This is a genomic window from Enterococcus casseliflavus (assembly GCF_029215545.1).
In the GTDB taxonomy this organism is placed as follows: Bacteria; Bacillota; Bacilli; order Lactobacillales; family Enterococcaceae; genus Enterococcus_D; species Enterococcus_D casseliflavus.
Window position 1 is genome coordinate 2,025,149 of record NZ_CP119393.1, and the last position, 25,423, is coordinate 2,050,571.

A 25,423-nucleotide genomic window follows, 5' to 3' on the forward strand; every position below is an offset into this window, starting at 1 on the left:
CTTATTTTGTTCTAAAACTCTGTTTAGAAAAACAACCGTTTCTTAGTTTGTCAAAGCTGGAATCTTCTTATGTTAGTTGCTCAAAGGTACCCCACACTTTTACTTCTTGTTTTTCTACCATCGTTCTGCCTTTCGCTAGAACCGTTTCTACTATTAATGTTTCTTTGTTCAGCAAACAAATATCAGCATCCATCCCTGCTGCAAGACGTCCCTTTTGATCAAGCTTCAATACTTTCGCTGGATTAGAAGTGATTGCTCGAATGGCGATCTCCAATGGAATCTGCTCTTTTTGGACTGCTTCTTTAATGCCTACCATCAAGGCTCGCGAACTACCGACACCCAGACCTATGAATTGATTGTTTTCATCAAAGTACGGGAGGCTACCTTGCCCATCAGAGGTCATGGTAAATTGATCCAGCCCGATCCCTTCTGCTAACAAACGCTTCAATCCTTTACTGAAGCGAACCTCATCGTCTTCTTTTTCCCAGAAATCAGGATCCTCACTCGCCGTAAAATCAATCGTTCCACCCATTTTTGCAAAAGCAATACTTGCTTCGAAAAGCTCGCTGGTCCGATTGGCATGTGTCGGTAAAAATTGGCTGATTGGAATCTCTGTTTCTTCGATGGTTCGTAAAAGTAGCTCATATTTTCTCTTTCCTCCACCTAAGTGGACGTTTACGATGCCTGCTTTTCCAGAAAGCATCCCACCAACACGGGCATCCGCCACCGCGCGGGTAAATTCTTCGAAACTCGGTTGTGAAGAACGATGGTCAGAAACGGCAATTTCACCGATACCAATGATTTTGTCAATAGTCAAAAAATCTTGAATGATAGAATCGGTGACCGGAGTCAATGGCAATCGATAAGAACCGTCATACAAGTACGTCGTGATGCCTTCTGCCTCTAGTCCACGGGCCTTACTGATCAAGGCAGTCATATCTCTGCCTACTCCGTCAGTACCCAAACACCCAACCACTGTCGTTACCCCCGCTGAGGTCAGCTGAGACAATTTCACTTCTGGTGTCCGGTTCTGAAAGCCGCCTTCCCCGCCACCTCCTAAGATATGAAAGTGGCAGTCAATAAAGCCGGGAACAGCAAGTAACCCTGTGCCATCGATTTCTTCAAGAGGAACCCCTGAGAATCCTCCTTCGATCGAATCTTCAATAGCAATGATCTTGTCTTCGCTTAAAAGAATATCTTTTTTTCCTAAATAGTCAGGCGCATAAACCTCCGCTTGTCGTATCACCTTCATGAGTGCTTCCTCCTCGTGTCTGATTGCTTCTTATTGCAAGCCGATCGCGACTGCAATAAAGATGAAGATCGTTCCTAATACAAATAAGAACCCTTGCATTTTGATCTGGAATTTCGCCCATTTCACCCATTCGATTCTTGCGACACCTAGCACACCGATCAGACTTGCCGATACTGGAGTGAAGGCATCCATGAAGCCTGAGCCTAATTGATAAGCCAATACAGCGATCTGTCTTGAAACACCTAAAAGATCAGCTAATGGCGCCATGATCGGCATGGTCAATGCAGCCTGACCTGAATTGGAGGTCACGATCAAATTGAAGAAGCTTTGGAAAATGTACATGAACCATGCCCCAATAAATGCTGGAACATTGCTTAACAAACCACCGATGCTGTGCAAAATCGTATTCAAGGCTGACGGCACGTTGGCATCAGAACCGCCGAGAACCAGAAGAATCCCTTTGGCCATCCCTACAACGATTGCAGTTCCCGCTAATTCTGAGGCCCCTGATTGAAAGGCACTCGCCACATCATTCAAGCCCATATTTTCTAATTTGAAAAGAACCGCTATGATTCCTGCCCCTAAGCCCATAACAAAGAATTGAGAAGCGATCTCGGGAATATAATAGCCTTTTTGTGTCACACCCCATACGATCCAGATCAAGACCGCCAGCATTTCAACCAAGATCAATTTATGACCTAATAAAAATGGTTTTTGCTCACTGGAGGTTTTTTCAAGATGATTTCGAAAATACGCATCTGATTGATACGTGAGCGATTTCTCAGGATTCTTGCGAATTCTTTCGGCATAGATCATGAGGTATCCTGCGGATAATGCGGTAACCACGACCCACATGATGATTCGGAACGTTGCGCCTGAAAGAACGGGAATACCTGCGATCCCTTGAGCCACTGCCACACTAAATGGACTCATCCACGAGGTGGCATTCCCAATCTGGGAGGCGACATAGGTGACAGTGACCGCCACGATCGAGTCATACCCTAATGCGATCACGAAAGGCACCATGACCATCGAAAACGGAATGACTTCTTCTGCCATCCCAAAAGTAGCACCACCAAATGAAAAAGCAAAGAACAACAGTGGCAATGCCAAACGTTCTAATCCACGGGTTTTGCTGATAAATGCAAAGATCCCCGCATCGATCGCTCCCGTTTGCATGATAATACCAAATGCACCACCGACCACTAAAATCAGTGCTGCAATCCCTACTGCTGAGCCGTATTTGTCGCCAGAAACCAACCCTTCAAAAACAAAATTTAAAAAGCCGAAACCGCCAAAGTCATCGGTTCCCCAAACCTTGGCTGTTTTATGCAGTTTTTCTGAAGTATCATAAATCTTTTCGCCATAAAGGCTGTAAAGGGTGTCATCCGTTAGCCCGACCTCATCTAATTGACTCTGGGACAACTCTTTAGGCCCTTCAGCTAGAACAGCTGCTAAAGCCTCAGGATCGACATCTAATTCTTCCAGCTCTTGTGGATCGTCTTCCAATTGATTCAACTGTTGATAGACGTATTCGTTATCTAACGGGTAGGCATAACGAAACGAATCTTGCATCAAGACCGTTCTGGTACTTATGTCCCCATTTGCATCGGTATACTCGATTTCTTGTGTACTAAATTTCCCAGCAGGAACTAAGAAAGTCAGCAACCATGCCAACAGCACGACCCCAAAAATGATGACATACGTATGCGGCGTTTTCATTTTGGTTAAATCTTTCTTTTCTTTCCCCTTTTTCGCTTTTTTTCCAATTGTCACTTTTTCTCTCCCTTTCCCTTTGCAGCGTACTGCATAAATTATCATTTTAGCCTATTTTTTAGTATATCGAAAAAACGTTTTTTCCTCATGGGGAAAGCATTAGAATTCAAATAAACTACGTTATAAAAAGAGAGAAAAAGAAAAAGTGAAAAGAAGCCAGAAACGCTTCTTTTCACTACGAACGACTAGTTTTCTTCAGAAAGCCCATCAAAATAAGCTTCAGTGTCTCGTTCATCTTGCTTTAATTGCTCGATCAACGCTTGTGCGCCATTGAAAGCGACTTGATCACGTAAGAAATGATGCCAACGGATCGTCACGGTTTCACCATAGATATCTTGGTGAAAATCGAGAATATAAATCTCTACTGTTAACTGGCGACCTTGACCAAACGTATCATTGTGACCAATCGATCCCATCGATGGATACCACTTGTCACCAACTTTGATTTCCGTCACATAGACGCCTTCTTTTGGCAACCGAACGGTGCTCTTCACTTTGATATTTGCGGTTGGAAACCCAAGTTCTCGTCCTCTAGCATCACCGTGAACGACGGTTCCTTCAAATTCATAAATATACCCTAACAAGCGATTGACTTGCACCATATCACCATTTTGTAGTGCAGAGCGAATGCGTGTGGAGCTGACCTTTTCCTCATGAAACGATTCTTGCGCGACAGTCACGACTTCAAAACGTCCTTCTGCATAGGTTGGCAAAAGCGCCATGTTGGCTATCTCTTTCTTGCCATAGGTATAGTCAAAACCTGCAACAACAACTTTTGCATGCAGTCCGATCATGTATTCATCTACAAATACTTGCGGTGCCAAATTTGCAAAAGCAGAAGTAAATTCAATGATATAAAGAATATCTACCCCAAGTTGTTCCATGTGCGCTTCTTTTTGCGGCAAACTGGTCAGGTAATGCATTTTTTCAGGATCAACCTTTTGAAAAACGATCGAGGGATGCTGATTAAAGGTCATCAACGCCAATTTTAACCCTTTCTCCTCTGCAATCTTTCGTCCTGTTTCAATGACTTTTTGATGACCTAAATGCACGCCATCGAAAAAGCCTAAAACTAAGACGATCTCCTCATCAGGAATCGCTGCGTGATCATAAGGGTGTCTTATTTCAATGATTTCCATATTCATTCTCCTATTTCTGTACGGATGACTTTTACCGGTTTCATCATATCATGGTATTTGTCATGAGCTTTATAGATACTGATCAATTGTTCTCGATAAAAAATCGCCACTAATTCCTCTGGGCGCTTTGGTAATCCAAACGCGCTGAAGGGCAAACACATGCCATTTTTTACTTTCTGCCAGAGGTCTGCATCGATCGTCACTTGAAGAAATTCTGATACCCCGTATTCTAAAGGTAGTAGTAGTTCCGAAACACGTTGTTCATCGACTGCCTTTTGCACCTCTGCAATCGTGTAGGATTGTTCTTTTGAAAAACCACCGCTTTTTAGGCGAGTCAAATCAGACATATGCGCGGGTACACCCAGCAATTTCCCTGTGTCGACCGCTAATGTGCGAACATAGGTCCCTTTTCCACAAGCAACTTCAAAACGCCAGCTTTGCGTATTGTCCTCATGAATAATCGGCTCTGAAATTCGTTCAAAGGAATAAATTTCTGCTTTGCGCTGTGGCCGCTCGACAGTTTCATTGTTACGAGCATATTCGTAAAGTCGTTTGCCACTGACTTTGACCGCCGAATACATCGGCGGGATCTGGGTAATCGTCCCCGTCAACTGTTTCATTGCCTGATCGATCTCTTCCTTCGTAAACGGACGAGTTAGTGCTTGTTGTTCAACGATATCCCCCGACCGATCTTCTGTAGTGGTACTGAAGCCCAAAGTGATTTCCCCGGTATAGACTTTTCCAGAATCAACCAAGTATTCGACGATCTTCGTTCCTTTTCCGATACAAATGGGCAAGACACCATCCACGTCAGGATCTAGTGTGCCGCTGTGTCCGATTTTTTTTGTCTTTAATATTTTTCGTAATTTAAACACGCAGTCGTGACTTGTTTGTCCACGCTCTTTCCATAATGGTAAAATCCCGTCCATCGTATTCCTCCATTTCACTTCAACTTGCTTATTATAACATATAAAAAAAATTCATTGCACGACAAAATCCTTTTCGCTCTTTCTCATTACATGATAAACTAAGCATATAAGGAGGTCCTAAAATGGTTGTTTTAACGATAGGGTCATTTATTGGATTTGCCATTTTTTTGATCATGATTCAGCTCGGCACGATGCAGCGTTGGGAAGAAGCGTTTGCTTTGCAGATCATCCAAAGCCGTACGCCCTCTTTGACGCGCATGATGCACTTTTTTACCAATTTAGGAAAAGCCTTTCCGACAGTTGCGATTGCTTTACTGTTGTTTGCCTTTCCATCATCGCGGGCGGATCTTGCACCAAAAACAGCAGTCAGTATCTTCATAGTATCAGCAGCTGCTTACTTGATCAAACGAATCGTCCGACGAGATCGTCCTATTGATCATCGTTTAGTTGAAGAAAAAGATCACAGCTTTCCTAGTGCTCATGCTGCCACATCCGCTGCCATGTATGGAACGATCGCCTTGAATCTTGGACAATTGGTTCCCTCAGCTGTCATCCCGATGACCTTACTGGCAATTTTGCTTAGCTTTATGATTGGCTTTAGCAGAGTCTACTTAGGAATCCATTTTTTAACAGATGTGATCGGTGGTTGGCTCTTAGGGGCAGGTGTTGCTGGACTGGTTACTTTACTGATGAATACCTGATGCTCTTTTCAAATAAAAAAGAACAGCTTCGATTGGAAGCTGCTCTTTTTTTTATTCTTCTGAGTGCAATGCGCGAATCATTTCATCAATTTTATTCCCGTATTGTACTGATTCATCCAATTCGAATTGGATTTCTGGAACTTTATAGAGCGTTAACGCTTGACCTAATTCACGACGAACCAAGCCAGTTGCTTTTTCCAGTCCTGCTTGGGCTTTTTGCTTATCTGAAGCTAAGTCCGTTAGGGTGCTGTAAAAGATCGTTGCTTGCTGTAAATCTCCAGTTACTCGTACATCTGTGATCGTCACATCTTGCACGCGAGGATCACGAACTTTTTTACGAAGAATTTGATTGACTTCTTTTAAGATTTCTTGCGCCACTCGGCGATCTCGATAGTTAGCCATTCAAAAAGCCTCCTTGTATAGTTGTCATTCCGTTATTTTGTCGGTACTTCTTCCATGACATAGCCTTCGATCACGTCATCAACTTTAAGATCGTTGAATTTCTCGATCATCGCGCCACATTCAAACCCTAGCTTCACTTCTTTGACATCATCTTTGAAGCGTTTCAAGCTGGCAAGTTTTCCTTCATAGATAACGATGCCGTCACGGATCACGCGGACGCCACTGTCACGGCGAATACTGCCTTCCGTTACGTAGCAACCTGCGATCGTGCCCACTTTAGATACTTTGTATGTTTCACGAACGATCATTTGACCAGTGATTTTTTCTTCGAATTCAGGATCAAGCATCCCTTTCATCGCGGTTTCGATTTCTTCGATCGCTTTGTAGATGATGCGATGCAAACGAATATCGACTTTTTCCGCTTCCGCTTGCTGTTTGGCTTGCGGTGTTGGACGGACGTTAAATCCGATGATGATGGCATTACTTGCTGCTGCTAGCGTTACATCACTTTCATTGATTGCACCAACGGCTGAATGGACGATGTTCACTCGCACACCTTCAACATCGATTTTCTTCAATGAAGCAGCTAATGCTTCAGCTGAACCTTGTACGTCTGCTTTGATGATGACATTTACTTCTTTCAGTTCGCCTTCTTTTAGACTTTCAAACAAGTTATCCAATGTCACACGACTGCTTGATGCGCGTTGCTCCATCAAGGCACGTTTTGCACGTTCTTCACCTGCTGCCCGAGCCGTTTTTTCATCTTCAAAGGTAACGAAACGGTCACCTGCTTGAGGGACATCGTTCAATCCTGTGATTTCGACTGGCGTTGCAGGTCCAGCTGCTTTATCACGACGACCTAAATCATTCGTCATCACGCGGACACGACCGAAAGTGTTCCCTACAACGATTGGATCACCAACATGAAGAGTTCCTTGTTGTACCAATAGTGTTGCTACAGGACCTTTGCCTTTATCAAGGCGCGCTTCAATAACGGTACCGATCGCTCGTTGGGTAGGATCAGCTTTCAAATCTTCGACTTCTGCTACTAAGAGGATCATTTCAAGCAATTCTTCAATGTTTTGCCCAAATTTCGCTGAGATTTCAACGAAGATCGTATCCCCACCCCAAGCTTCTGGGATCAACTCATGTTCACTTAATTCTTGCATCACATGTTGAGGGTTAGCACCTGGTTTATCGATTTTGTTAACTGCAACGATGATTGGCACTTTTGCTGCTTTCGCATGGTTGATCGCTTCCACCGTTTGCGGCATGACACCATCATCAGCTGCGACAACTAAAATCGTAATATCAGTGATACTTGCTCCCCGTGCACGCATACTGGTGAACGCCGCGTGTCCAGGAGTATCTAAGAAAGTGATTGGTTTGCCATTGATGTCGATTTGGTAAGCCCCGATATGCTGGGTGATTCCTCCAGCTTCACCACTTGTTACGCGTGAATGACGTAACGTATCAAGCAATGTTGTTTTCCCGTGGTCAACGTGACCCATGATGGTAACAACAGGTGGTCGTGATACTAAATTCTCTTCAATTTGTTCTTCTGCTTCGAAGAATTTATCGATGTCTGCGATATCCACTTGAACTTTTTCTTGTGGTTCGATTCCGTAATCGGTAGCAAGCAGTTCAATCGTATCTTTATCTAAAGGTTGGTTTTGATTGACCATAACCCCCATCATAAAGAGCTTCTTGATGATCTCTGCTGGTTCACGGTAGATTTTTTTCGCGATATCCGCTACGTTCATGCCTTCTGTATATTCCAATACTTCTGGCAGTTCACGGAATTTACGTGCTGGAACTGGCGGTTTCTTTTCCGTCTGCTGACGGCCTTTTTTCCCTTTTTTGTTAAATTTATTGCGATTGTTGTTGTTGAAATTGTTATTGCGTCCACCGTAATTTGACTTGCCGCGGTTTTGATTTCCTCCACGGGAATCATTCGAGCCTTGCGTACGGTTGTTGTTACGGTCTGCCCCTTGCGTATTTCCAGAAGATTGAGCGGCTGGACGGTTTTGTTGCCCTTGATTGTTCGGACGATTTTGTTGTCCTTGGTTGTTTGGACGGTTTTGCTGTCCTTGGTTATTCGGACGATTTTGTTGCCCTTGGTTGTTTGGACGGTTTTGCTGTCCTTGATTGTTTGGACGGTTTTGTTGCCCTTGGTTGTTTGGGCGATTTTGTTGCCCTTGGTTATTCGGACGGTTTTGCTGTCCTTGATTGTTCGGACGATTTTGTTGTCCTTGGTTGTTTGGGCGGTTTTGTTGCCCTTGATTATTCGGACGGTTTTGTTGTCCTTGGTTTGTTGGGCGGTTTTGTTGCCCTTGATTGTTACGATTCTCTTGGTTATTCACTCGATTATGACTTCCTTGGTTATTTGGTCTGTTACTTCCTTGACTGTTCGTGCGCTCTACTTGTCCTTGACCAGCAGGACGGTTATTGCTTTGCGTAGTTCGCTGTTGACTTTGATTGTTATGACGGTTTTGGAAGTTAGGATTATTTCTTTGCGTTTTAAATTTCTTTTGTTCTTGTTTTTCCGGCTGGTTGGCTGGTTTCTGATTTGCGGGATTTGAGTTTGCAGATGTTTTACCATTTGGATTGCCGCCTAATGACTGCTGCAATTTCTGCGCCTCTCCATCTGAGATCGCGCCCATATGATTTTTGACATCAAAGCCTAAAGATTGTGCTTTTTCAACAACCTCTTTGCTCGATTTGTTCCATTCTTTTGCAAGTTCATAAATTCTTTTTTTCCCCATGCAATCACCTTCCTAACCTAATATTAATTCCTGCACCTTCCTTGCAAATCCTTGATCTAAGATGCCAATGACCATTCTTGGTTTCCCAATGGCCGCACTGATTTCATCAGCAGAAAATGCATCTAGGAGCGGAATTTCGTAATAAGAACTTTTGTCCTTAATTTTCTTTTGTGTATTTTTACCAGCATCACTGGCGACAATGACCAAAGCAGCTTTCTCATTGCGAATCTCTTTTAAGGTCATTTCTTCACCAGTCACTAATTTCCCAGCACGCATGGCTAGTCCTAACATATTTAATGCTTTGGTTTTATTCATTTGCAAATAACTCTTTTCGCGCTTTTTGGTGCGTTACATAGTCCAATAGTTCTTGGTAAAATTCATCTGTTAATTTCGTTTCCAGCACCCGATCCAAGATCCGCTTATCCCATGCTTTCTGGGCTTCAGCCGGTTCGATCGCTATATAAGCTCCTCGACCTGGCATTTTTCCTGTTGGATCGATGGAAACAACGCCTTCTTTTGAACGAGTGATACGAAGCATTTCTTTCTTAGGCAGCATTTCGCCTGAAATCACTGATTTTCGTAAAGGAATTTTTCGTTTTTTCATCACGATCTCACCTCAACTATTTTTCGTCAAACTCAACATTTTCATAATCATCTGCAGTCATGTCTGATGAAAGGATCGCTTCATCAACTGTTTCTGCAGATTCTGTTGCTTCTGTGCTGCTTTCTTCAGCAGCTTCTGAAGCAGTTGCATCATACTCATCGATATAGTCGCCTTCATCCAGCTTCGCATAAAACTCTTCCATATCTGTTTCTGATTTGATATCGATTTTGAAGCCAGTCAATTTGGCTGCTAGACGAGCATTTTGTCCGCGTTTACCGATCGCCAATGATAATTGGTAATCAGGCACGACAACAGTACATGCCTTCGGATTATCAACGTCGAAAATAACGTCGCTGACTTCTGCTGGATTCAACGCATTGGCGATGAAGATCGCTGGATCTTCATTCCATTCCACGATGTCCATGTTTTCGCCTTTTAGTTCATTGACGATCGCTTGAACCCGTTGACCTTTAGGACCAACACAAGTGCCGACTGGATCGACGTTGGCATCAAAGGAACGAACAGCAACTTTGGCACGATCCCCTGCTTCACGAGCAATACTTACGATCTCTACAGTACCATCATATACTTCTGGCACTTCTTGTTCAAATAATCGGCGTAGCAAATCTGGATGGCTACGGCTAACGAATACTTGAGGGCCTTTCGAAGTATTTTCAACACGAGAAACGAATACTTTGATCCGATCATGGGGTTGATAAAACTCATTTGGCATTTGGTCTTGTTTTGAAAGCACGGCTTCAATTTTGCCTAAGTTTACATAGATATAACGATTGTCTTGGCGTTCAACGATTCCTTGCAGAATGTCTTTTTCGTACGCACTAAATTCGTTATAGATAATGTTTCTTTCTGCTTCACGGACCCGTTGCAAAATGACTTGTTTTGCCGTTTGCGCCGCAATACGACCAAAGTCTTTAGGCGTTACTTCAAAACGGATTTTGTCGCCGATTTCATAAGCGGGATTGATTGTCATCGCTTCTTTTAATGAAACCTCTAGTTGCGAGTCCATGACTTCTTCTGTCACTTCTTTGACTGCATAGACGTGGATGTTGCCTTTTTTCTGATCAAATTCAACTTCCACATTTTGCGCTTGCCCGTAATGACGTTTGTACGCTGAAACCAATGCCGCTTCCAAGGCATCGATGACAATCTCTTTTGAAATGCCTTTCTCTGCTTCTAATGCATCCAATGCATTCAACATTTCTTTACTCATGATTCTTTCATTCCTCCGTGTTTAAAATTGAATGGCTAAACGAGCTTTGGCAATATTTTTCCGGTCGATCGTTCGTTCTTTTTCTCTGGTTTTGATTCGGGTCTTAATAACTAGCTGATTTTCGTCGAATGACTGTAAAAAGCCTTCGAACTGTTTTTCTCCATCAATCGGTTGATATAAAGAAACATGAATGTACTCGCCGACTGCCCGTTGATAATCTGCTTCTTTCTTCAATGGACGCTCGGCGCCAGGGGAAGAAACTTCCAAGAAATAGGCCTGTGGAATAGGATCAGGTTCGCATTGGTCTAATTGTTCACTAAGTTGTTCACTGACAAAGGCACATTCCTCGATATCGATTCCGCCTTCTTTATCGATGAACACACGAAGAAACCAATTTTTCCCTTCCTTCACGAATTCTACTTCAACTAATTCAAATTTTTGCGCATCCAGAATAGGGGTCACTATATCTGTAACAGTTTCCACTACCGTACTCACAACATCGCCTCCTTTATTTCTCAACGAAACGAACTTCATTCCATTAAAAAGAGTGAGCGAAAAAACCGCTCACTCACTCTAAGTATCATTACATTGTAAATATAACACAATTTTCATAAAGATTCAACTACTGTCGCATGTTCCCTTCGCTTTCAGAAAAAAACAAAGCATTTTCTTAAAGATTTTTAATGCCTGGGTGAATGGCTGTTAGTGAATCACTTGACCAATCCGACGTAGTAGTTGTGGGAAAATGCTCTCTGGATCAAAGTCCATTGGCGCGTCATGTGGGAAATGAAGCCAGAGCCGACCACCATAAACCACTAGTACCAAAAGTATCAAGGTCAGCCACAGGTTGTGACTGTGGTAAAGTTTGCTGATTTTCGGATTTTTTTTGAACAAAACGATTCCGAATACGATCGGCACTAACCAAAACAAGGGATGAAAATGCAGCGCACCTTCAAGATCACCCTGAAATAAGTGCAAGTAGGCGCGCGTCATGCCACAACCTGGACAAGGAAACCCCGTTAACCATTTAAACGGACAAATCAATAATCGACCCAATCATCTGAATCAGACGAATCGTTTGATGTAGCAGATGACATCATGGCATTTTGATCAGCTGCTTCCCACATTTGATTCATATCACCTTGTAAAATCGCCATGTTGATGAAATCAAAAGCAAAAAGGCTCAAGACGACAAAAAGGATTTTGTTGTCACTCAGACGAGGCATATTCGCTCGTTGTTGTGCACTCATAAAGATATCCGCAATTCGGTACCACCAATAAATTTGGTACAATCCGCAAGTAAGGATCGTGAGTAAAATCGACGTTTCTGGCGAAAGACGATTATCCCCGCTGTACTCTGCTAGCTCTTTGGTTGTTTGGTACATCCAAAAGAATGTATAAATGCCACAAGTAATAAATGTTAATAAAATGACCGATACAACCGATTTCTTTCTAACTCCGTAATTATAATTCATCACAAACTCCTTCTAGTTTATTCCTTTTTATCACTTACTAATTATACACGATTTTATTCACAAAAACAAAAAAAATCTAATTATTTTATTTTATATAGATTAAAAAAGGTAAATAGCACCTACTGAAAGCAGGTGCCTATACTATAAAATCATTCGTTTTCTTTGAACCAAAAGCTATGCTCGACTATAATTTTTCACTTCAGCAGCCATTGCATCAACAAACAAACTCAATTCTTCGACTTGGGTCTCCTTGCTGCCGTAGCGACGGATATTGACTGTCGCGTCATTGACTTCTTGATCCCCAACAACGATTTGGTAAGGAATTTTTTGGGTTTGTGATGCGCGGATCTTATACCCCATTTTTTCGTTGCGGTCATCCACTTCTACCCGCAGTCCTTGTGCCTGCAAGCGTTCTTTGATTTCGTAAGCATAGTCACTGTGAGCTTCGACTGAAACTGGAATGATCGATGCCTGGATCGGCGCCAACCAAGTTGGGAATGCGCCTTTATAGACTTCCGTTAGATAAGCCACAAAGCGTTCCATCGTTGAAACGATGCCGCGGTGGATCACCACTGGACGGTGGTTGTTTTCACCATCTTCACCAACATACGTTAGGTCAAACCGTTCAGGCAACAAGAAATCTAATTGGATCGTTGACAAGGTTTCCTCCATGCCTAAAGCTGTTTTCACTTGGACATCTAGTTTTGGTCCATAGAAAGCTGCTTCGCCTTCTGCTTCAAAATAATCCAATTCTAATTCATCCATAGCGGCTTTTAGCATCGTTTGCGCATTTTCCCACATTGCATCGTCATCAAAATATTTGTCTTTGTTTTGTGGATCACGATAACTTAGACGGAAACGATAATCGGTGATATTAAAGTCTTCATAAACACCGATCATTAAATCAAGTGTCCGTTTGAATTCTTCTTTGATTTGATCCGGACGGACGAATGTATGCCCATCGTTTAAAGTCATTTCCCGAACCCGTTGCAATCCAGATAATGCCCCTGATTTTTCATAGCGGTGCATCATCCCTAATTCAGCGATCCGAATCGGTAGCTCACGATACGAATGAATGTCATTTTTATAAACCATCATATGATGCGGACAGTTCATTGGTCGCAATACTAACATTTCCCCATCCCCCATATCCATTGGCGGGAACATGTCTTCATGGTAATGATCCCAGTGCCCTGAGGTTTTGTATAGATCCACGTTTGCCATGATTGGTGTATACACATGTTGGTACCCTAAGCTGATTTCTTTGTCCACGATATACCGTTCGATCGTACGACGGATCGTAGCTCCTTTTGGCAGCCAGAAAGGCAAACCAGCGCCGACTTCAGGTGATAACATGAACAATTCTAATTCTTTTCCTAATTTGCGATGATCGCGTTCTTTTGCTTCTTCTCGTAAACGGATAAATTCCTTCAAGTCTTTTTTATCGAAAAAGGCTGTTCCGTATACCCGTTGCATCATCTGGTTGTCAGAGCTTCCACGCCAGTAAGCACCTGCCACTGATAACAATTTGTACACTTGGATACGACCAGTTGATGGGACGTGAGGACCGCGGCAAAGATCGACAAATTCACCTTGCTGATAGGCAGTAATCGTTTCATCATCTGGTAATTCAGTGATCAACTCTACTTTGTATGGATCTTCGGCAAAAAGGGTCAACGCTTCTTCTTTTGTTAACACGCGGCGTTCGATTGGCAGATTTTCTTTGATGATCTTCATCATCTCTGCTTCGATTGCTGGTAGATCTTCTGCAGTTACTGGGTTTTCCCCATTGTCTGTGTCATAGTAAAAACCAGAATCAATTGCAGGTCCTACCCCAAAATGGATCGATGGATAGAGTCTGCGCATAGCTTGAGCCATTAAATGAGCTGTCGAATGACGAAGTAAGCCTAAGGCGTCTTCATGATCGGGTGTCACGATCTCAATCGTTGCATCTTCTTCGATCGGACGTGAAAGATCGATCAGTTGTCCATTGACTTTTCCAGCTAAGGCTTTCTTTGCAAGACTTTTCGAGATACTTTCAGCAATCTCTTTGGTTGTTACCCCAACAGCAAATTCTTTTTTTGCGCCATCAGGAAATGTAATAAATAATGACATATGAATGTCCTCCTTTGATGATTTCAATCAATAAAAAAAGTCCTAGTATCGGTTACGATACTAGGACGATCACTCGTGGTTCCACCTATTCTTCAAAAACAGAAAAAGTCTGTTTTCCTCTTCATGAGATAACGGTTCAACCGCCTCCGTTTCAACAGAGGTCTTAAAAAAGTGGTCATCCTTTGGTTTTCTTCTAGGAAATTTTCAGCCAAGATTTCCCTCTCTTATCGAAGACTCTCAAATTCAGGTGTCTTTTTTATTGATCGATTATGGCTCAATTAAACCACTCTCTTGATAAAAAAGCAAGAGAATTATTTCCAATCGCCATTCACAGCATAGGTTCCTTGCTTCATTTCATTGATGATAACATGGATATGCTCTTTAGGGGCGCCTGTATTTTTATGGACCGCCTCAGTGATTTCTTTCATCATATTCGTCAGTTGCTCTTGCGAACGTCCTTCAACTAGTTCGACATGGATAAATGGCATACGATTTCCTCCTTTGTTTGCTTTTGATTATACACCTTTTTCAAAAAGACAAAAACTATTACCTTGGTTTCCAAGGAAAACCATGACTTTATTCTTCCTGATAAACGACACAAAACTTTTCGCAAACACACAGCATTTGATCGTGAAAAGACAACCCCGCTGAGGCATAAGCTCGTCGAAAAAAAGCTTCATGAACACGGCGCCAATAAGCCAAAGTGCGATCTCCTTCCCCTTCTAAAAAGGCAAAGTCTGCTGTCACCTCATCAAAAGGCACGATCGACACTGACTCTAAGTAAAGAACAGCTTTTGGTACATCCGACCCATTTAAAAGGACACTATAGGTTCCTGATTGCGGCAATGCTTCTTGCTCGATTTCATAGAGCGCAGCGGCAGATGTCGTTGCCGTCTTTTTGCCAGCTAAAACCAGTGCTGCCAGTTCATCGGCCATTTGTGGTGTATCACCAAAGGACCAAGCATCTTCATAGGTCAAAGGAGATTGATTTCTTGGATTTGCTTTTAAAAACCGCTGCCAAAACGCCTGAATCTGACAGTCTTTTATTTTTGATTCTCTGGTTTCATCTGCCAATTTTTTTCACTCCAATACTTCGTATATGTTTGGACATTCTCAGCTTCTTGCCAATCATAGGCCAGCCCTAATTTCTCGCTGATGTTCTTTGCTTGGCCATCAAAACGTTTTTGCATCTTCAAGAGGGACTGACCGCAGGCAGTGATCGTGGAAAAATCAAGCAATGAGGTCAATTCCCGCCACTCCTTTTCCGTTAGAAACGACTGTAGGTATTTATGATTTTTCCCTGTACTCACCTGAAATTGCTGAGCTTGGGCAACGAACAAATCTTCAATCCATAACAATTCTTGCCAACAAATAGTGTATAAATGATCCGCAGCATAAATCAGCTGCTTTCGAAGCAGCCCTTTCACGACATACGTGCTTACCCACCAAAATTCGTTGCAGTGTTCCTGAAAAGCGGCTTGGGTCGGGCGCTTGATCCAGTAATGCGAATGATTTGCTTGATTAGCAAAACTTAGTATTTGGTCTGGATCAAGCAGCGGATGCAAGCCTGGTTCGTTAGCCAGACGATCGACCAGTGCAAGAGGACATAGCATGAGATCGATTCTTACTCCGTCTAAAAAATGCATCAAGTACGTAAAACACCCGCCCAAACTTGGCGGATAGATGGTGCTAGCTTCCGGTGTTTGCCTGATCATGATCGGTCCAAAGGCTTCTAACCATGAAGGATCATCGACCAAGGGCTGAATATCATTCATTACGTAAACCACATCAAAGTCTTGTAAAAAATCTTTTGGCGCCTGTGGATCGGTCCGTGAACCAGATAAACCGATGGCACGTGCCCCAACACGTTGCCCCACAGACAGGATCAATTGGTGCAATTCTGCTTCTTCCCTCACCGTCTCCACCTCTTTTTCGTTTCGTTTTTGAACACCTAAGCTCTTTTTATAAATATTAGCATAGTTTCTTTTTTTCCACGACATTCGCAGGGAAAATATGCTATAATTTTATGTCGCAATTTTTTTAAGGAGGATCCTTCGTGAACGAACGTCAAAAAGAACAACAACATGTCAATGAAACCATTGCTCTGATCCACAGAGAACAAGCGATCCTTTCGCAGCAAAAACAAGAGTTAGCCGCTAAAATGGATGATCAATTAAAAGAAATCGCCGATAAGAAAATTCGCGGGGGCGACAGTGAAGCCTTTTATGAATCAGTTATCGAGTACCAGCAGCATGAACAAGAATTGCTGATAAAATACCAAACCGCAGAATCACAAGAAAAACGCGTCAAAACCTTAACAACGATGGCGGGCAATCCGTATTTTGCTCGAATCGATTTCAAAGAAGAACAAGAAACCGAGACCCTCTATTTGGGGATCGCTTCATTGCGAGACAAAGATGAAGAAACGATCGTCATCGACTGGCGCGCACCGATCGCCAATCTTTATTATGAAGGAGAGCTTGGTGAGACCTTCTACGAAACAGACACTGATCGGTTTACGGTAGAATTGCTTTTGAAACGCCAATTTAAAATTCAAAATGGTGAAATCTTGTCGATGGTCGATACTTCGGAGATCATCAATGACGAATTTTTGTTGGAAATATTGGATGAAGCCTCTTCTTCTCAAATGCGTAACATCGTTTCGACGATCCAAAAAGCACAGAATCAAATCATTCGTGATACCACCAATAAATTCTTACTGATCGAAGGAATTGCTGGAAGTGGGAAAACCTCTGCTTTGTTGCAGCGGGTCGCCTTTTTACTTTATCGGAATCGCAAATGGTTGGACGAAAAACAAGTCTTGCTGTTTTCACCCAATCATTTGTTTTCTGACTATATTTCCATGGTCCTGCCTTCTTTAGGTGAAAGTGAAGTGCCCACAAGAACCTTCCACCACTTTATCCAATTGATTCTGACTGGCTATGAAGTGACGAAAGAAACCCAACAAGAAGAAACCTTTTTAAGTGGCGATGATGATGCCATTGAAAAAATCAAAAGTAGTCTTTTCTTGGTGGAAAAAATCAACCGTTATGTCCGTTCGATTGCACCGATCGGTCCCTTGTTCCGTGATCTAAAAATCCAAGGGCAAACCTATTTGACAAAAGAACAGATTCGCCGCTGGTATCAAGAAACCAATAACGAACTGCCGATTTACCAAAGAACCCAACTGCTTCAAACGAAATTATTAAAAAAAATCGGCGGCTTGGAAAAAGATGAAGCCAAAAAAGACTGGGTCAAAGAAGCGACCGAAGAACAATTGCAACAAGTATTTGCCAATGATCCTCATCAGGAATACAGCGAAGAAAACGAACGCCGTTTGCGGAAGAAACTTAGACAGCAGATCGTCCGCAAGAAGTTCCGTTCCTTGACGCGAGGAGTGAAAAACTTTCAGTTTATCAACCAAGCCAAGCAATACTTACACTTTTTACAATCGGTTGAGTCTGCTGCAGTCAAAGAAACTGGCATCGAGGCTGCGACTTGGCAGCAAAGTATTGCCGATATTCGACAAGGCATGCGCCAAAGACAGATCAAACAAGAAGACGCCGTTTTGTTTTTCTTACTGATCAAACAGCTTTATCCTGTTCATGTCGAAGAAAAAGCTCGGTTTATCTTTATCGATGAAATGCAGGATTTTCCACCAGCACAAGTGGCCCTACTGCGTCAGCTTTATCCAAAGGCTGGCATCACCCTGTGCGGCGATTTGAATCAAAAAGTGTATGGCAATGAAACGATCGTCGGGGCATTAGCAGAATTATTCCCCCGCGAAAGTGTGAAACGTTATCAATTGAAAACCAGCTATCGTTCGACTAAGGAAATCACAGATTTCGCCAATCAATTTTTAGTTGGCAGTGATCAAGTGGAATTGACGGCTCGTAAAGGGGCGGTACCAACAATTGTTAAAGGAACTGCAACTGAAAATCTGGCTTTCCTAGAAACCAGTATTCGTGACGCCGCTGAGAATCAGCGTTGGCGCACCGCGATCATTTGTAAAACCGCAAAGGATTGCCAGCAGTTATATGCCCAGCTGGCAGAAACAATGCAGGAACAAGTGCAGCTGATCACCTCTGAAGAAGACTTCATGAAACGCAATGTGATGATCTTCCCGGCCTTTTTAGCAAAAGGGCTAGAGTTTGACCAAGTATTTGTCTGGACACCAGGTGCCACTTTCGTGACTGAACAAGACCAATTGATTTTTTATACAATGGCGACACGGGCGATGCATCAGTTGACCGTCCTCACCCAAGAGGAATTGCCGCTGCTAGCAAAAGCTGATCCTACCACTTATCAGTTCCAAGAAGCATCAACGATCGGATAACAAAAAACATCACGATCGGCGAGTTCCCAAAGGAAACAAGCCGATCGTGATGTTTTTTTAGCCTTTTAACTCGCCAATAAATAAACGGGTTTCTGGATAGCGCATCCCTACGATGGTTAAAATCATTTGCAGCTCAGAAACGTGTTCGGGATCTTCTGGAACGAATAATTTTGTATGTCGTCCAATGCTGCCGTTATCGATCAAGCGATGGGTACGATTCCACTCACTAAATTCTTCAATCGTCGTAAAGCGACTAAGAGGAAAGCCAGCGCCATCCAGAATTTCTGTCAATCGAAAAAGTACATAGGAACTGTCGATGACAAATTCTTTTCTATGAGGCAAAGCACGCGTTCGTTTATAATCAATAATTGCTTTTTCTGGTCGGTGCTCTAAAAGCCAATCCAACAGCAAGAAGAACCCTTCCATTCGATACTCATCGATAAAGAGCCGTTCAGAGTATTCCGACATGCGAAAGACTAATGGAATCAAGAATCGCTCTTTATAAATTAATAAGGGTGCGCGATCAACGACGACATTTAAATAACGATTCAAATAAGAAGAACCACGATAATCACCTAGACGATACCCTTCTACCCCATACTTTTGATATTTCCGACAAAGAGCCGAGCAGTCAGAAATCGATACAGACACTTCTGCTAGCTTTTCAAAACCACTTAAGATTCGATTAAATGGCTCTAAAACGATTTTTTCTTCCATGTCTGCCCCCCTAACGATTTGTTTGCTTATGTAGTAAATCATAACACATAAAATGTATAGAAACCAACTGAAAAGATGATCAACACAGAAGAATTTTCAGTAAATGAGCAACGCTACCGCTTCATTATTTCTCTTGCATAAGCGACAAAGCCTCTACATAAAAAAACATACTAAAAAAATGGCAGCCAGATTGTCTCTAGGCTGCCAAGTGACACTTATTCTTCCGCATCTGCCACATTGTGATAGACGTTTTGTACGTCTTCAAGATCTTCTAACACATCGATCATTTTTTCGAATTTTTCTAGATCGTCACCCGTCAAGGTTACTTCATTTTGAGGAATCATTTGCATTTCTGCAATTGAGAATTCAGTGATTCCTTTTTCTTTCAAGGCTTCTTGAATGGCATGGAAGTCACTTGGTTCACCGTGAACGATGATTTGTCCATCTTCTTCAACGACATCACGAACATCGATCTCTTTGTCCATCAAGTATTCTAAGATTTCATCCGCATCGTCACCGGCAAAGCCAAAGAGTGCCGTGTTATCAAACATATAAGCAACGGCCCCTGAAACACCCATATTCCCGCCGTTTTTACCAAAAGCGGCCCGAACATCGGCTGCGGTACGGTTGACGTTATTTGTCAACGTATCGACGATCACCATTGATCCATTTGGTCCAAATCCTTCGTATCGAAGTTCTGAGTATTGTTCATCGCCAGAACCTTTGGCTTTTTCAATCGCACGGTCAATAATGTGTTTTGGCACATTGTAGGTTTTCGCACGTTCGATAACAAAGCGTAATTTTTGGTTCGCGTGAGGATCAGGATCACCCGATTTTGCTGCTGCGTAGATTTCGATTCCAAATTTTGCATAAACTCGGCTATTGTTTGCATCTTTAGCAGTTTTTTTCGCTACGATATTTGCCCATTTACGACCCATGATTTCACTTCGCTTTCTTGTTTTTAAAAATCCTTATTCATTATACTTGTCAAATGGCGTTCTGTGAAGTAATTTTCACTTATTTATCAATAAAAAGCGGAATTCTTCGAAAATTTTGTTCTGTGATTTGAGGATTCCCTTGCTGATAAATCTGGTCGATCCGCAATGACAAGCCATAGCGCTGTGCTTCTTGCTTACCAAATTTAGCGATCAGCGGCAGGGTCAGCTCTTTTTTGACCTCTTTTAAATAGTGCTGCCCTTGCTTCGTATACCCTAAGACTCGAATAAAGGAATGTTCTTGAGCTTCCTTCATTTCAGCTTTTGTCACTTGGAACAATACATAACAAGCAAGACGCTGCAGTCTCGTTTGGGTATAGCGTTTTGTCTTTAACAACTTGATAAAATCTGCAAAAGAATCCGCCGCCGTCACATATTGTTTTAGTCGATATTCTAGTCCTTCTTCCATCTGGTAAATAGCAGCTAATTTTTCGATTGGGGCAGAAATGATCTGGTATTGAAGATACGGCCAAAAGGCTTCCCAGTCGACTGTTGCTTGTGAAAGAAAGTTTTGTGTGGCTTCAGGAACAAAATCCACAACAGCTGCACCTTGTTTGATTGCTTGGCGAATGGCTGTTGCACTGGCGATTGTTGGATGATCGAATTGTTCTGAATGATAAGACGCCGCAACGCGTTGGATGGGGACCAAACGCATTGGTTTTTCATAATGCAGCACTTCCCGTGCATACGCCATACCCAACAGATGATTCGGCTGGTCTTTTTCTGCATGGTACTCAGGATAAAGCTCACTGAGGACCATACTCATTTTTTTACTATAGGTAGCATTTTGCCTAGCTATGCGTTGAAATGCGTCATCGATCATCCGCTGATTTTCTTTTTCAAACTGAGCGAACTTTGCATAGTCAAAGGGTTGTTTCGCATCTGTTCCAAAACACAAAGAATCACATTGCAGATTTTGTAAGATCCTAATCGCTCCCGCTGCAAAAAAATCAGCAGACTGGACGGCCCAAGCGGATGGCAGTTCAACGACCAAATCGACGCCATTTTGCAATGCCGCTTGGGCTCGTTGCCATTTATCGATGATTGCTGGTTCGCCACGCTGTAAAAAATTCCCACTCATCACAGCTACAATGACATCAGCGTTGGTTTCTTGCCTGGCTTTGTCCACATGGTATTGGTGGCCATGGTGAAAAGGGTTATATTCTACGACTAGTCCGCAAGCCTTCATCGACATCCCTCCTGTTTTACATAACGGTTACTTATGGCAGACAAAAAACCAGCGACGGCTTTTTTCATTTGGTTTTGTATCGATAAAATCAGCGTAGCATTCAACATTAGCAAAACCAGCATTTTCTAACATTCTTAAATAGCTTTCAAGAGGATAGGTTCTTTCTTGATGAAGCTCATCTAAGCGTTCAAACAACCCATTCTCTTGTGCAACAAAAAAGGTCAAGAAGTGTTCAATGCTATGGTCTTTTTCGCCTTGATAGCTTTCCCAAAGAAAGGCAAATTCATCGGTTTGGTAATGATAGCTATAATCAGGAAAGACTTCATCGATTTGATATACGGAATGCACATCAAATAAAAAGACGCCATCTTCTTCTAAACAACTGTAAACACCATCAAACACTTGCTGCACACTCTGCTCGTCTTCCATGTAGCAAAGGGAGTCAGAATAGCAGGTAATTGCTTGATAGGTGCCAACATCTACGAGATCCAGCATGTCACCCGCAACAAATTGCACAGCCGCCTCTTCTTTTTCAGCCCGTTGACTAGCGATCATCAGCATCTCTTCTGAAAGATCTAACCCAGTCACGTCAAAACCAGCCTTGGCAAACTCAACGGCTAACGCACCAGTTCCACAAGCCAATTCTAACAGCTGTTTTCTTTTTCCTAAATGACGACAAGAAAAATCCAGCCACTTTTTATAGAGACTGGAATCCATTACTTCGTCATAGACAAATGCGAAGGTTTCGTAAGCCATTACGCCACGACCCATTCATTAAGATCCACAAGCGGCGCATCAGACCATAATTTTTCTAGGTTGTAAAAAGCACGTTCTGAGGCACTGAATACGTGAACGATCACGTCACCTAAGTCGATCAAGACCCATTTTCCACCATCTTTTCCTTCGACACGGCGAACAGATACTTGATTTTCTTCTTCTTTATCGATGACTTCATCAATGATCGCATTGATTTGACGTTCGCTATTTCCTGAACAGATCACAAAGTAATCTGCTAGCAAAGAGATTTCCCGCACATCTAATGCCATAATATCTTCGGCATGTTTTGAATCCGCGGCTTTTACAGCAATTTCTAATATTTTCTGACTATCTATGGTAATTCCCTCCTATATTTGGCTACCCAAAAATTGTAGGTTTCGATCGTTTTTGGGTAGATAACTGCTTCTGTTTCGATCAAATGAAGCAAGGTATGTTTCGTTTCGTAAGCAACAGCGGCATCTAAGTCGATCATTGCGATCTCTCTGGCTTCAACGACTCCAGGAAACGTACGTCCGGGTTCGATATAATCTGCCACATAGACGATTTTATCTAGCAGGCTCATCTTGGCTGCTCCGGTTGTGTGCAAACGGATCGCTTGTAAGATTTCTTCATCATCGATTTCTAGTTCTCGTTGAACGAAATCAGCACCGACAAGTCCATGCCAGATAGCATTGTTCCAGTTCAAGAGATCCAAGTCGAATCCGTCTCTACGAATGACTAATTGAAATTCTTCATCGCTGCGTTCTTTCGCATAATCATGCGTCAAGGCGGCGATGCTGGCTTTGACCGGTGAAGCACCATATTTTTCCGCAAGGGCAACGGCCGTTTTTTCGACACCTAACACATGCTCAAAGCGCTTTTGACTCATCTGCATTTGGACCTTTTGCATCAAAAGTTCCCGTTCTGCTTGTGTGTAGTGTTCACTCTTCATCCAAGTACAACCCCTTTTCTTGAATATAGTGTAACACATTATCTGGCAATAAGTAGCGAACCGAACAACCTTGTTGCACTTTTTTACGAATTGTTGTTGAGCTGACATCCATTAGCGGGATATCGATCCAAATAATCGGGTATGGGCTATCGATCGGCACTTCTGGACGACGAACCCCCACAAAAGTCACCAATTCCATCAGCTCATCGATTTGATGCCATTTTGGTAAATAGTTCACCATATCCCCGCCAATGATAAAATAATAATTGGTATCTGGATTCTTAGCTGTCAATTCCCGCATCGTATCAACCGTATAACTCTTACCTTTTCGTTCCAACTCAATGGTCTCTACAGCAAATCGCGGATTATCGGCGATCGCCAACTCCAACATCGCCAAGCGGTGCTCAGCTGGGATCGTCTTTTTCTCATCAACATGAGGCGGTAAATACTCAGGCATGAAATAAACTTTATCCAGCCCTAATGCTTGCCCTACTTGCTCACCCATGACCAGATGTGCGTAGTGTACTGGATTAAAATTCCCACCAAGAATGCCCACTTGCTTTTTCGGTACATGTTCTTGTGTTTGTGTCTCTAAAACCGTTTGTACCTTTCCAAATGTTTGTCCTTGCATGCCTTCTCCCTCCTAAATTGAACGAACTTTGCTTGAAATCGTTTGGTATTTTTCTTTGCTTGACGGTTTGAATAAAACGATCACTCGTCCGATGATCTGTACCACTTCACAGCCGACTTTCTCACGGATCGTTTCAGCTGCTTCGTCAGCAACCTCATCGGTATTTTGGAGCAATGAGACTTTGATCAATTCTCGTTTTTCTAGCGCTTCTTCAATTTGCGCCATCATCGCGTCATTCAAGCCGCCTTTGCCGATTTGAAAAATCGGGTTTAAATGGTGCGCTTCACTTCGTAAAAATCTTTTTTGTTTTCCTCTTAAGTCCATATTCTTCCTTCTTCCTTATACTAATGCTTTACGTCTAAGCACATCGACACCCTTTGGCGCCCACCCAGCGATGACACACGGTTTGGTGATCGTGATCCAGCCAAGTCCAGCAAAAACGATATCGGTTTTTTCTTTGATTGAAAATTCGAAACGGACGAGTTCAGGAAAATCCGCCACTTCATCTGCTCGCGGCGGCTGCAGCAGCCCACCAACATGTTTCTCATAAAACTCATCGGCTTTCGTTAATTTGGTCCGATGGATCGCCACATCATTTGCTACATAAGCAATAAATGAACTGCGTTCTCCTTGAATGAAATCAAATCGGGCAAGTCCTCCTAAGAACAAAGTTTGTTCTGGATTCAACTGATACACCTTTGGTTTGATCTCTTTGGCTGGTGCCACGATTTTTAGATCTTTTTTACCTAAATAATGCGCCATTTGATGACGATGAATGATTCCTGGTGTGTCGATCAAGAAGTGTCCGTCATCCAATGGAATCTCGATTTTATCCAATGTGGTGCCTGGGAAACGCGAAGTCGTGATCAATTCGTTGATCCCCGCTGTTTGTTTGATGATTTGATTGATCAATGTTGATTTTCCAACATTCGTCACACCCACCACATAGACATCGCGTCCTTCACGATACGTTTCGATCGCTTGCAGTAAAGCTTCCGTTTCACCTGGCTTCTTGGCACTCGTCAATAATACATCCACTGGTCTTAAACCAGCTTCATGAGCACGTTCCTTCATCCATTGGGTCATCTTCGATTTTTTCAAAGATTTTGGCAAAATATCCACCTTGTTGCCCACTAATAAAACAGGATTATTGCCGACAAAGCGGTGCAGTCCTGGGATCAATGAACCATTAAAATCGAAAATATCAACGACATTAACGATCAAGGCTTCTTTTTCCCCGATTTCATTCAGTAGACGCAGAAAATCATCGTCGGTAAGGGAAACATCTTGGATCTCATTGTAATGGCGCAAACGGAAGCAGCGTTGACAATAGACTTCTCCTGATTCAAGTCCTTTTTCTAATGCGGATTGCGGGGTGTAGCCCAATTCATTGGGGTTCGTTGTCTGAATCACTGCCCCGCAGCCGATACAGTGAATTTCTTCGATTCCTTCTGTCAT

General features: G+C 42.7%; 27 protein-coding genes. 2 read left to right on the top strand and 25 right to left on the bottom strand.

The window, feature by feature from the left end:
* Positions 1-67: 67 nt before the first annotated feature.
* The 4 genes from iadA to truB form a co-directional block, all read right to left on the bottom strand.
* Complete coding sequence (gene iadA / locus P0G38_RS09870; protein ID WP_275850507.1) at positions 68-1,252, bottom strand: beta-aspartyl-peptidase; 1,185 nt, start codon at positions 1,250-1,252, stop codon at positions 68-70.
* A gap of 30 nt (positions 1,253-1,282) precedes the next feature.
* Positions 1,283-2,974 (bottom strand): putative basic amino acid antiporter YfcC, encoded by a 1,692-nt coding sequence (gene yfcC / locus P0G38_RS09875; RefSeq protein WP_170927566.1) that lies wholly within the window; start codon positions 2,972-2,974, stop codon positions 1,283-1,285.
* Positions 2,975-3,213: 239 nt separating this feature from the next.
* A complete protein-coding gene (gene ribF / locus P0G38_RS09880) occupies positions 3,214-4,167 on the bottom strand; it encodes a riboflavin biosynthesis protein RibF (RefSeq protein WP_275850509.1) in 954 nt (317 codons plus the stop codon).
* Positions 4,168-4,169: 2 nt separating this feature from the next.
* Positions 4,170-5,096 carry a tRNA pseudouridine(55) synthase TruB gene (gene truB, locus P0G38_RS09885; protein WP_275850511.1) on the bottom strand — a complete coding sequence of 309 codons (927 nt, stop codon included), beginning with the start codon at positions 5,094-5,096 and terminating at the stop codon, positions 4,170-4,172.
* Positions 5,097-5,218: 122 nt separating this feature from the next.
* Here truB and P0G38_RS09890 point away from each other — a divergent pair, with 122 nt between their 5' ends.
* Positions 5,219-5,797: a phosphatase PAP2 family protein gene (locus P0G38_RS09890; protein ID WP_218212986.1), complete on the top strand. Its 579-nt coding sequence runs from the start codon at positions 5,219-5,221 to the stop codon at positions 5,795-5,797.
* A 51-nt stretch (positions 5,798-5,848) separates the two neighbouring features.
* On the opposite strand, the gene rbfA is transcribed toward P0G38_RS09890, so the two are convergent.
* The 12 genes from rbfA to P0G38_RS09950 form a co-directional block, all read right to left on the bottom strand.
* Complete coding sequence (gene rbfA / locus P0G38_RS09895) at positions 5,849-6,199, bottom strand: 30S ribosome-binding factor RbfA (protein ID WP_005225925.1); 351 nt, start codon at positions 6,197-6,199, stop codon at positions 5,849-5,851.
* Positions 6,200-6,231: 32 nt separating this feature from the next.
* Positions 6,232-8,964 carry a translation initiation factor IF-2 gene (gene infB, locus P0G38_RS09900; protein ID WP_086295206.1) on the bottom strand — a complete coding sequence of 911 codons (2,733 nt, stop codon included), beginning with the start codon at positions 8,962-8,964 and terminating at the stop codon, positions 6,232-6,234.
* 12 nt (positions 8,965-8,976) lie between these two features.
* Entirely contained in the window at positions 8,977-9,279 is a 303-nt protein-coding gene (locus tag P0G38_RS09905; RefSeq protein ID WP_015509584.1) for a YlxQ-related RNA-binding protein, read from the bottom strand.
* Positions 9,272-9,568, bottom strand: coding sequence for an RNase P modulator RnpM (rnpM, locus tag P0G38_RS09910; protein ID WP_005225922.1), 297 nt, complete (start codon positions 9,566-9,568; stop codon positions 9,272-9,274). Before rnpM ends, P0G38_RS09905 begins: the two co-directional genes overlap by 8 nt.
* Positions 9,569-9,584: 16 nt before the next feature.
* Complete coding sequence (nusA, locus tag P0G38_RS09915) at positions 9,585-10,799, bottom strand: transcription termination factor NusA (RefSeq protein ID WP_060792086.1); 1,215 nt, start codon at positions 10,797-10,799, stop codon at positions 9,585-9,587.
* A gap of 21 nt (positions 10,800-10,820) precedes the next feature.
* Entirely contained in the window at positions 10,821-11,294 is a 474-nt protein-coding gene (gene rimP / locus P0G38_RS09920; RefSeq protein ID WP_005225920.1) for a ribosome maturation factor RimP, read from the bottom strand.
* Positions 11,295-11,501: 207 nt separating this feature from the next.
* Positions 11,502-11,855, bottom strand: coding sequence for a DUF2752 domain-containing protein (locus P0G38_RS09925; RefSeq protein WP_228094998.1), 354 nt, complete (start codon positions 11,853-11,855; stop codon positions 11,502-11,504).
* On the bottom strand, positions 11,840-12,274 hold the full coding sequence (locus P0G38_RS09930; RefSeq protein ID WP_034857985.1) for a DUF4234 domain-containing protein: 435 nt from the start codon (positions 12,272-12,274) through the stop codon (positions 11,840-11,842). Before P0G38_RS09930 ends, P0G38_RS09925 begins: the two co-directional genes overlap by 16 nt.
* A 174-nt stretch (positions 12,275-12,448) precedes the next feature.
* Positions 12,449-14,389, bottom strand: coding sequence for a threonine--tRNA ligase (gene thrS, locus P0G38_RS09935; RefSeq protein ID WP_275850522.1), 1,941 nt, complete (start codon positions 14,387-14,389; stop codon positions 12,449-12,451).
* Positions 14,390-14,700: 311 nt separating this feature from the next.
* Positions 14,701-14,877 (bottom strand): 2-hydroxymuconate tautomerase, encoded by a 177-nt coding sequence (locus P0G38_RS09940; protein ID WP_005225916.1) that lies wholly within the window; start codon positions 14,875-14,877, stop codon positions 14,701-14,703.
* An 88-nt stretch (positions 14,878-14,965) separates the two neighbouring features.
* Positions 14,966-15,463 carry an ASCH domain-containing protein gene (locus tag P0G38_RS09945; RefSeq protein ID WP_081116852.1) on the bottom strand — a complete coding sequence of 166 codons (498 nt, stop codon included), beginning with the start codon at positions 15,461-15,463 and terminating at the stop codon, positions 14,966-14,968.
* On the bottom strand, positions 15,433-16,305 hold the full coding sequence (locus P0G38_RS09950) for an aminoglycoside 6-adenylyltransferase (protein ID WP_275850526.1): 873 nt from the start codon (positions 16,303-16,305) through the stop codon (positions 15,433-15,435). The genes P0G38_RS09945 and P0G38_RS09950 overlap by 31 nt, the downstream gene beginning before the upstream one ends.
* Before the next feature lie 140 nt (positions 16,306-16,445).
* On the opposite strand from P0G38_RS09950, the gene helD reads away from it, so the two are divergent.
* Positions 16,446-18,725 carry an RNA polymerase recycling motor HelD gene (helD, locus tag P0G38_RS09955; protein WP_086295198.1) on the top strand — a complete coding sequence of 760 codons (2,280 nt, stop codon included), beginning with the start codon at positions 16,446-16,448 and terminating at the stop codon, positions 18,723-18,725.
* 57 nt (positions 18,726-18,782) lie between these two features.
* On the opposite strand, the gene P0G38_RS09960 is transcribed toward helD, so the two are convergent.
* The 9 genes from P0G38_RS09960 to yqeH all read right to left on the bottom strand — a co-directional run bounded on the left by P0G38_RS09960 (position 18,783) and on the right by yqeH (position 25,423).
* Positions 18,783-19,442: a hypothetical protein gene (locus P0G38_RS09960; protein WP_005225912.1), complete on the bottom strand. Its 660-nt coding sequence runs from the start codon at positions 19,440-19,442 to the stop codon at positions 18,783-18,785.
* Positions 19,443-19,657: 215 nt separating this feature from the next.
* Positions 19,658-20,380 carry a YebC/PmpR family DNA-binding transcriptional regulator gene (locus tag P0G38_RS09965; protein WP_005225911.1) on the bottom strand — a complete coding sequence of 241 codons (723 nt, stop codon included), beginning with the start codon at positions 20,378-20,380 and terminating at the stop codon, positions 19,658-19,660.
* Positions 20,381-20,459: 79 nt separating this feature from the next.
* Positions 20,460-21,626, bottom strand: coding sequence for a nucleotidyltransferase (locus P0G38_RS09970; RefSeq protein ID WP_086295196.1), 1,167 nt, complete (start codon positions 21,624-21,626; stop codon positions 20,460-20,462).
* Between the two features lie 27 nt (positions 21,627-21,653).
* A complete protein-coding gene (locus tag P0G38_RS09975) occupies positions 21,654-22,382 on the bottom strand; it encodes a class I SAM-dependent DNA methyltransferase (RefSeq protein WP_034695540.1) in 729 nt (242 codons plus the stop codon).
* A complete protein-coding gene (rsfS, locus tag P0G38_RS09980) occupies positions 22,382-22,672 on the bottom strand; it encodes a ribosome silencing factor (RefSeq protein WP_005225908.1) in 291 nt (96 codons plus the stop codon). The genes P0G38_RS09975 and rsfS overlap by 1 nt, the downstream gene beginning before the upstream one ends.
* 62 nt (positions 22,673-22,734) lie before the next feature.
* Complete coding sequence (gene yqeK / locus P0G38_RS09985; protein ID WP_142968377.1) at positions 22,735-23,334, bottom strand: bis(5'-nucleosyl)-tetraphosphatase (symmetrical) YqeK; 600 nt, start codon at positions 23,332-23,334, stop codon at positions 22,735-22,737.
* Positions 23,324-23,965 (bottom strand): nicotinate-nucleotide adenylyltransferase, encoded by a 642-nt coding sequence (locus P0G38_RS09990; RefSeq protein ID WP_275850531.1) that lies wholly within the window; start codon positions 23,963-23,965, stop codon positions 23,324-23,326. Before P0G38_RS09990 ends, yqeK begins: the two co-directional genes overlap by 11 nt.
* A 12-nt stretch (positions 23,966-23,977) precedes the next feature.
* On the bottom strand, positions 23,978-24,289 hold the full coding sequence (gene yhbY / locus P0G38_RS09995) for a ribosome assembly RNA-binding protein YhbY (protein ID WP_005225905.1): 312 nt from the start codon (positions 24,287-24,289) through the stop codon (positions 23,978-23,980).
* Between the two features lie 15 nt (positions 24,290-24,304).
* The gene (gene yqeH / locus P0G38_RS10000) at positions 24,305-25,423 is read right to left on the bottom strand and encodes a ribosome biogenesis GTPase YqeH (protein WP_010748089.1); all 1,119 of its coding nucleotides are present in this window, start codon (positions 25,421-25,423) and stop codon (positions 24,305-24,307) included.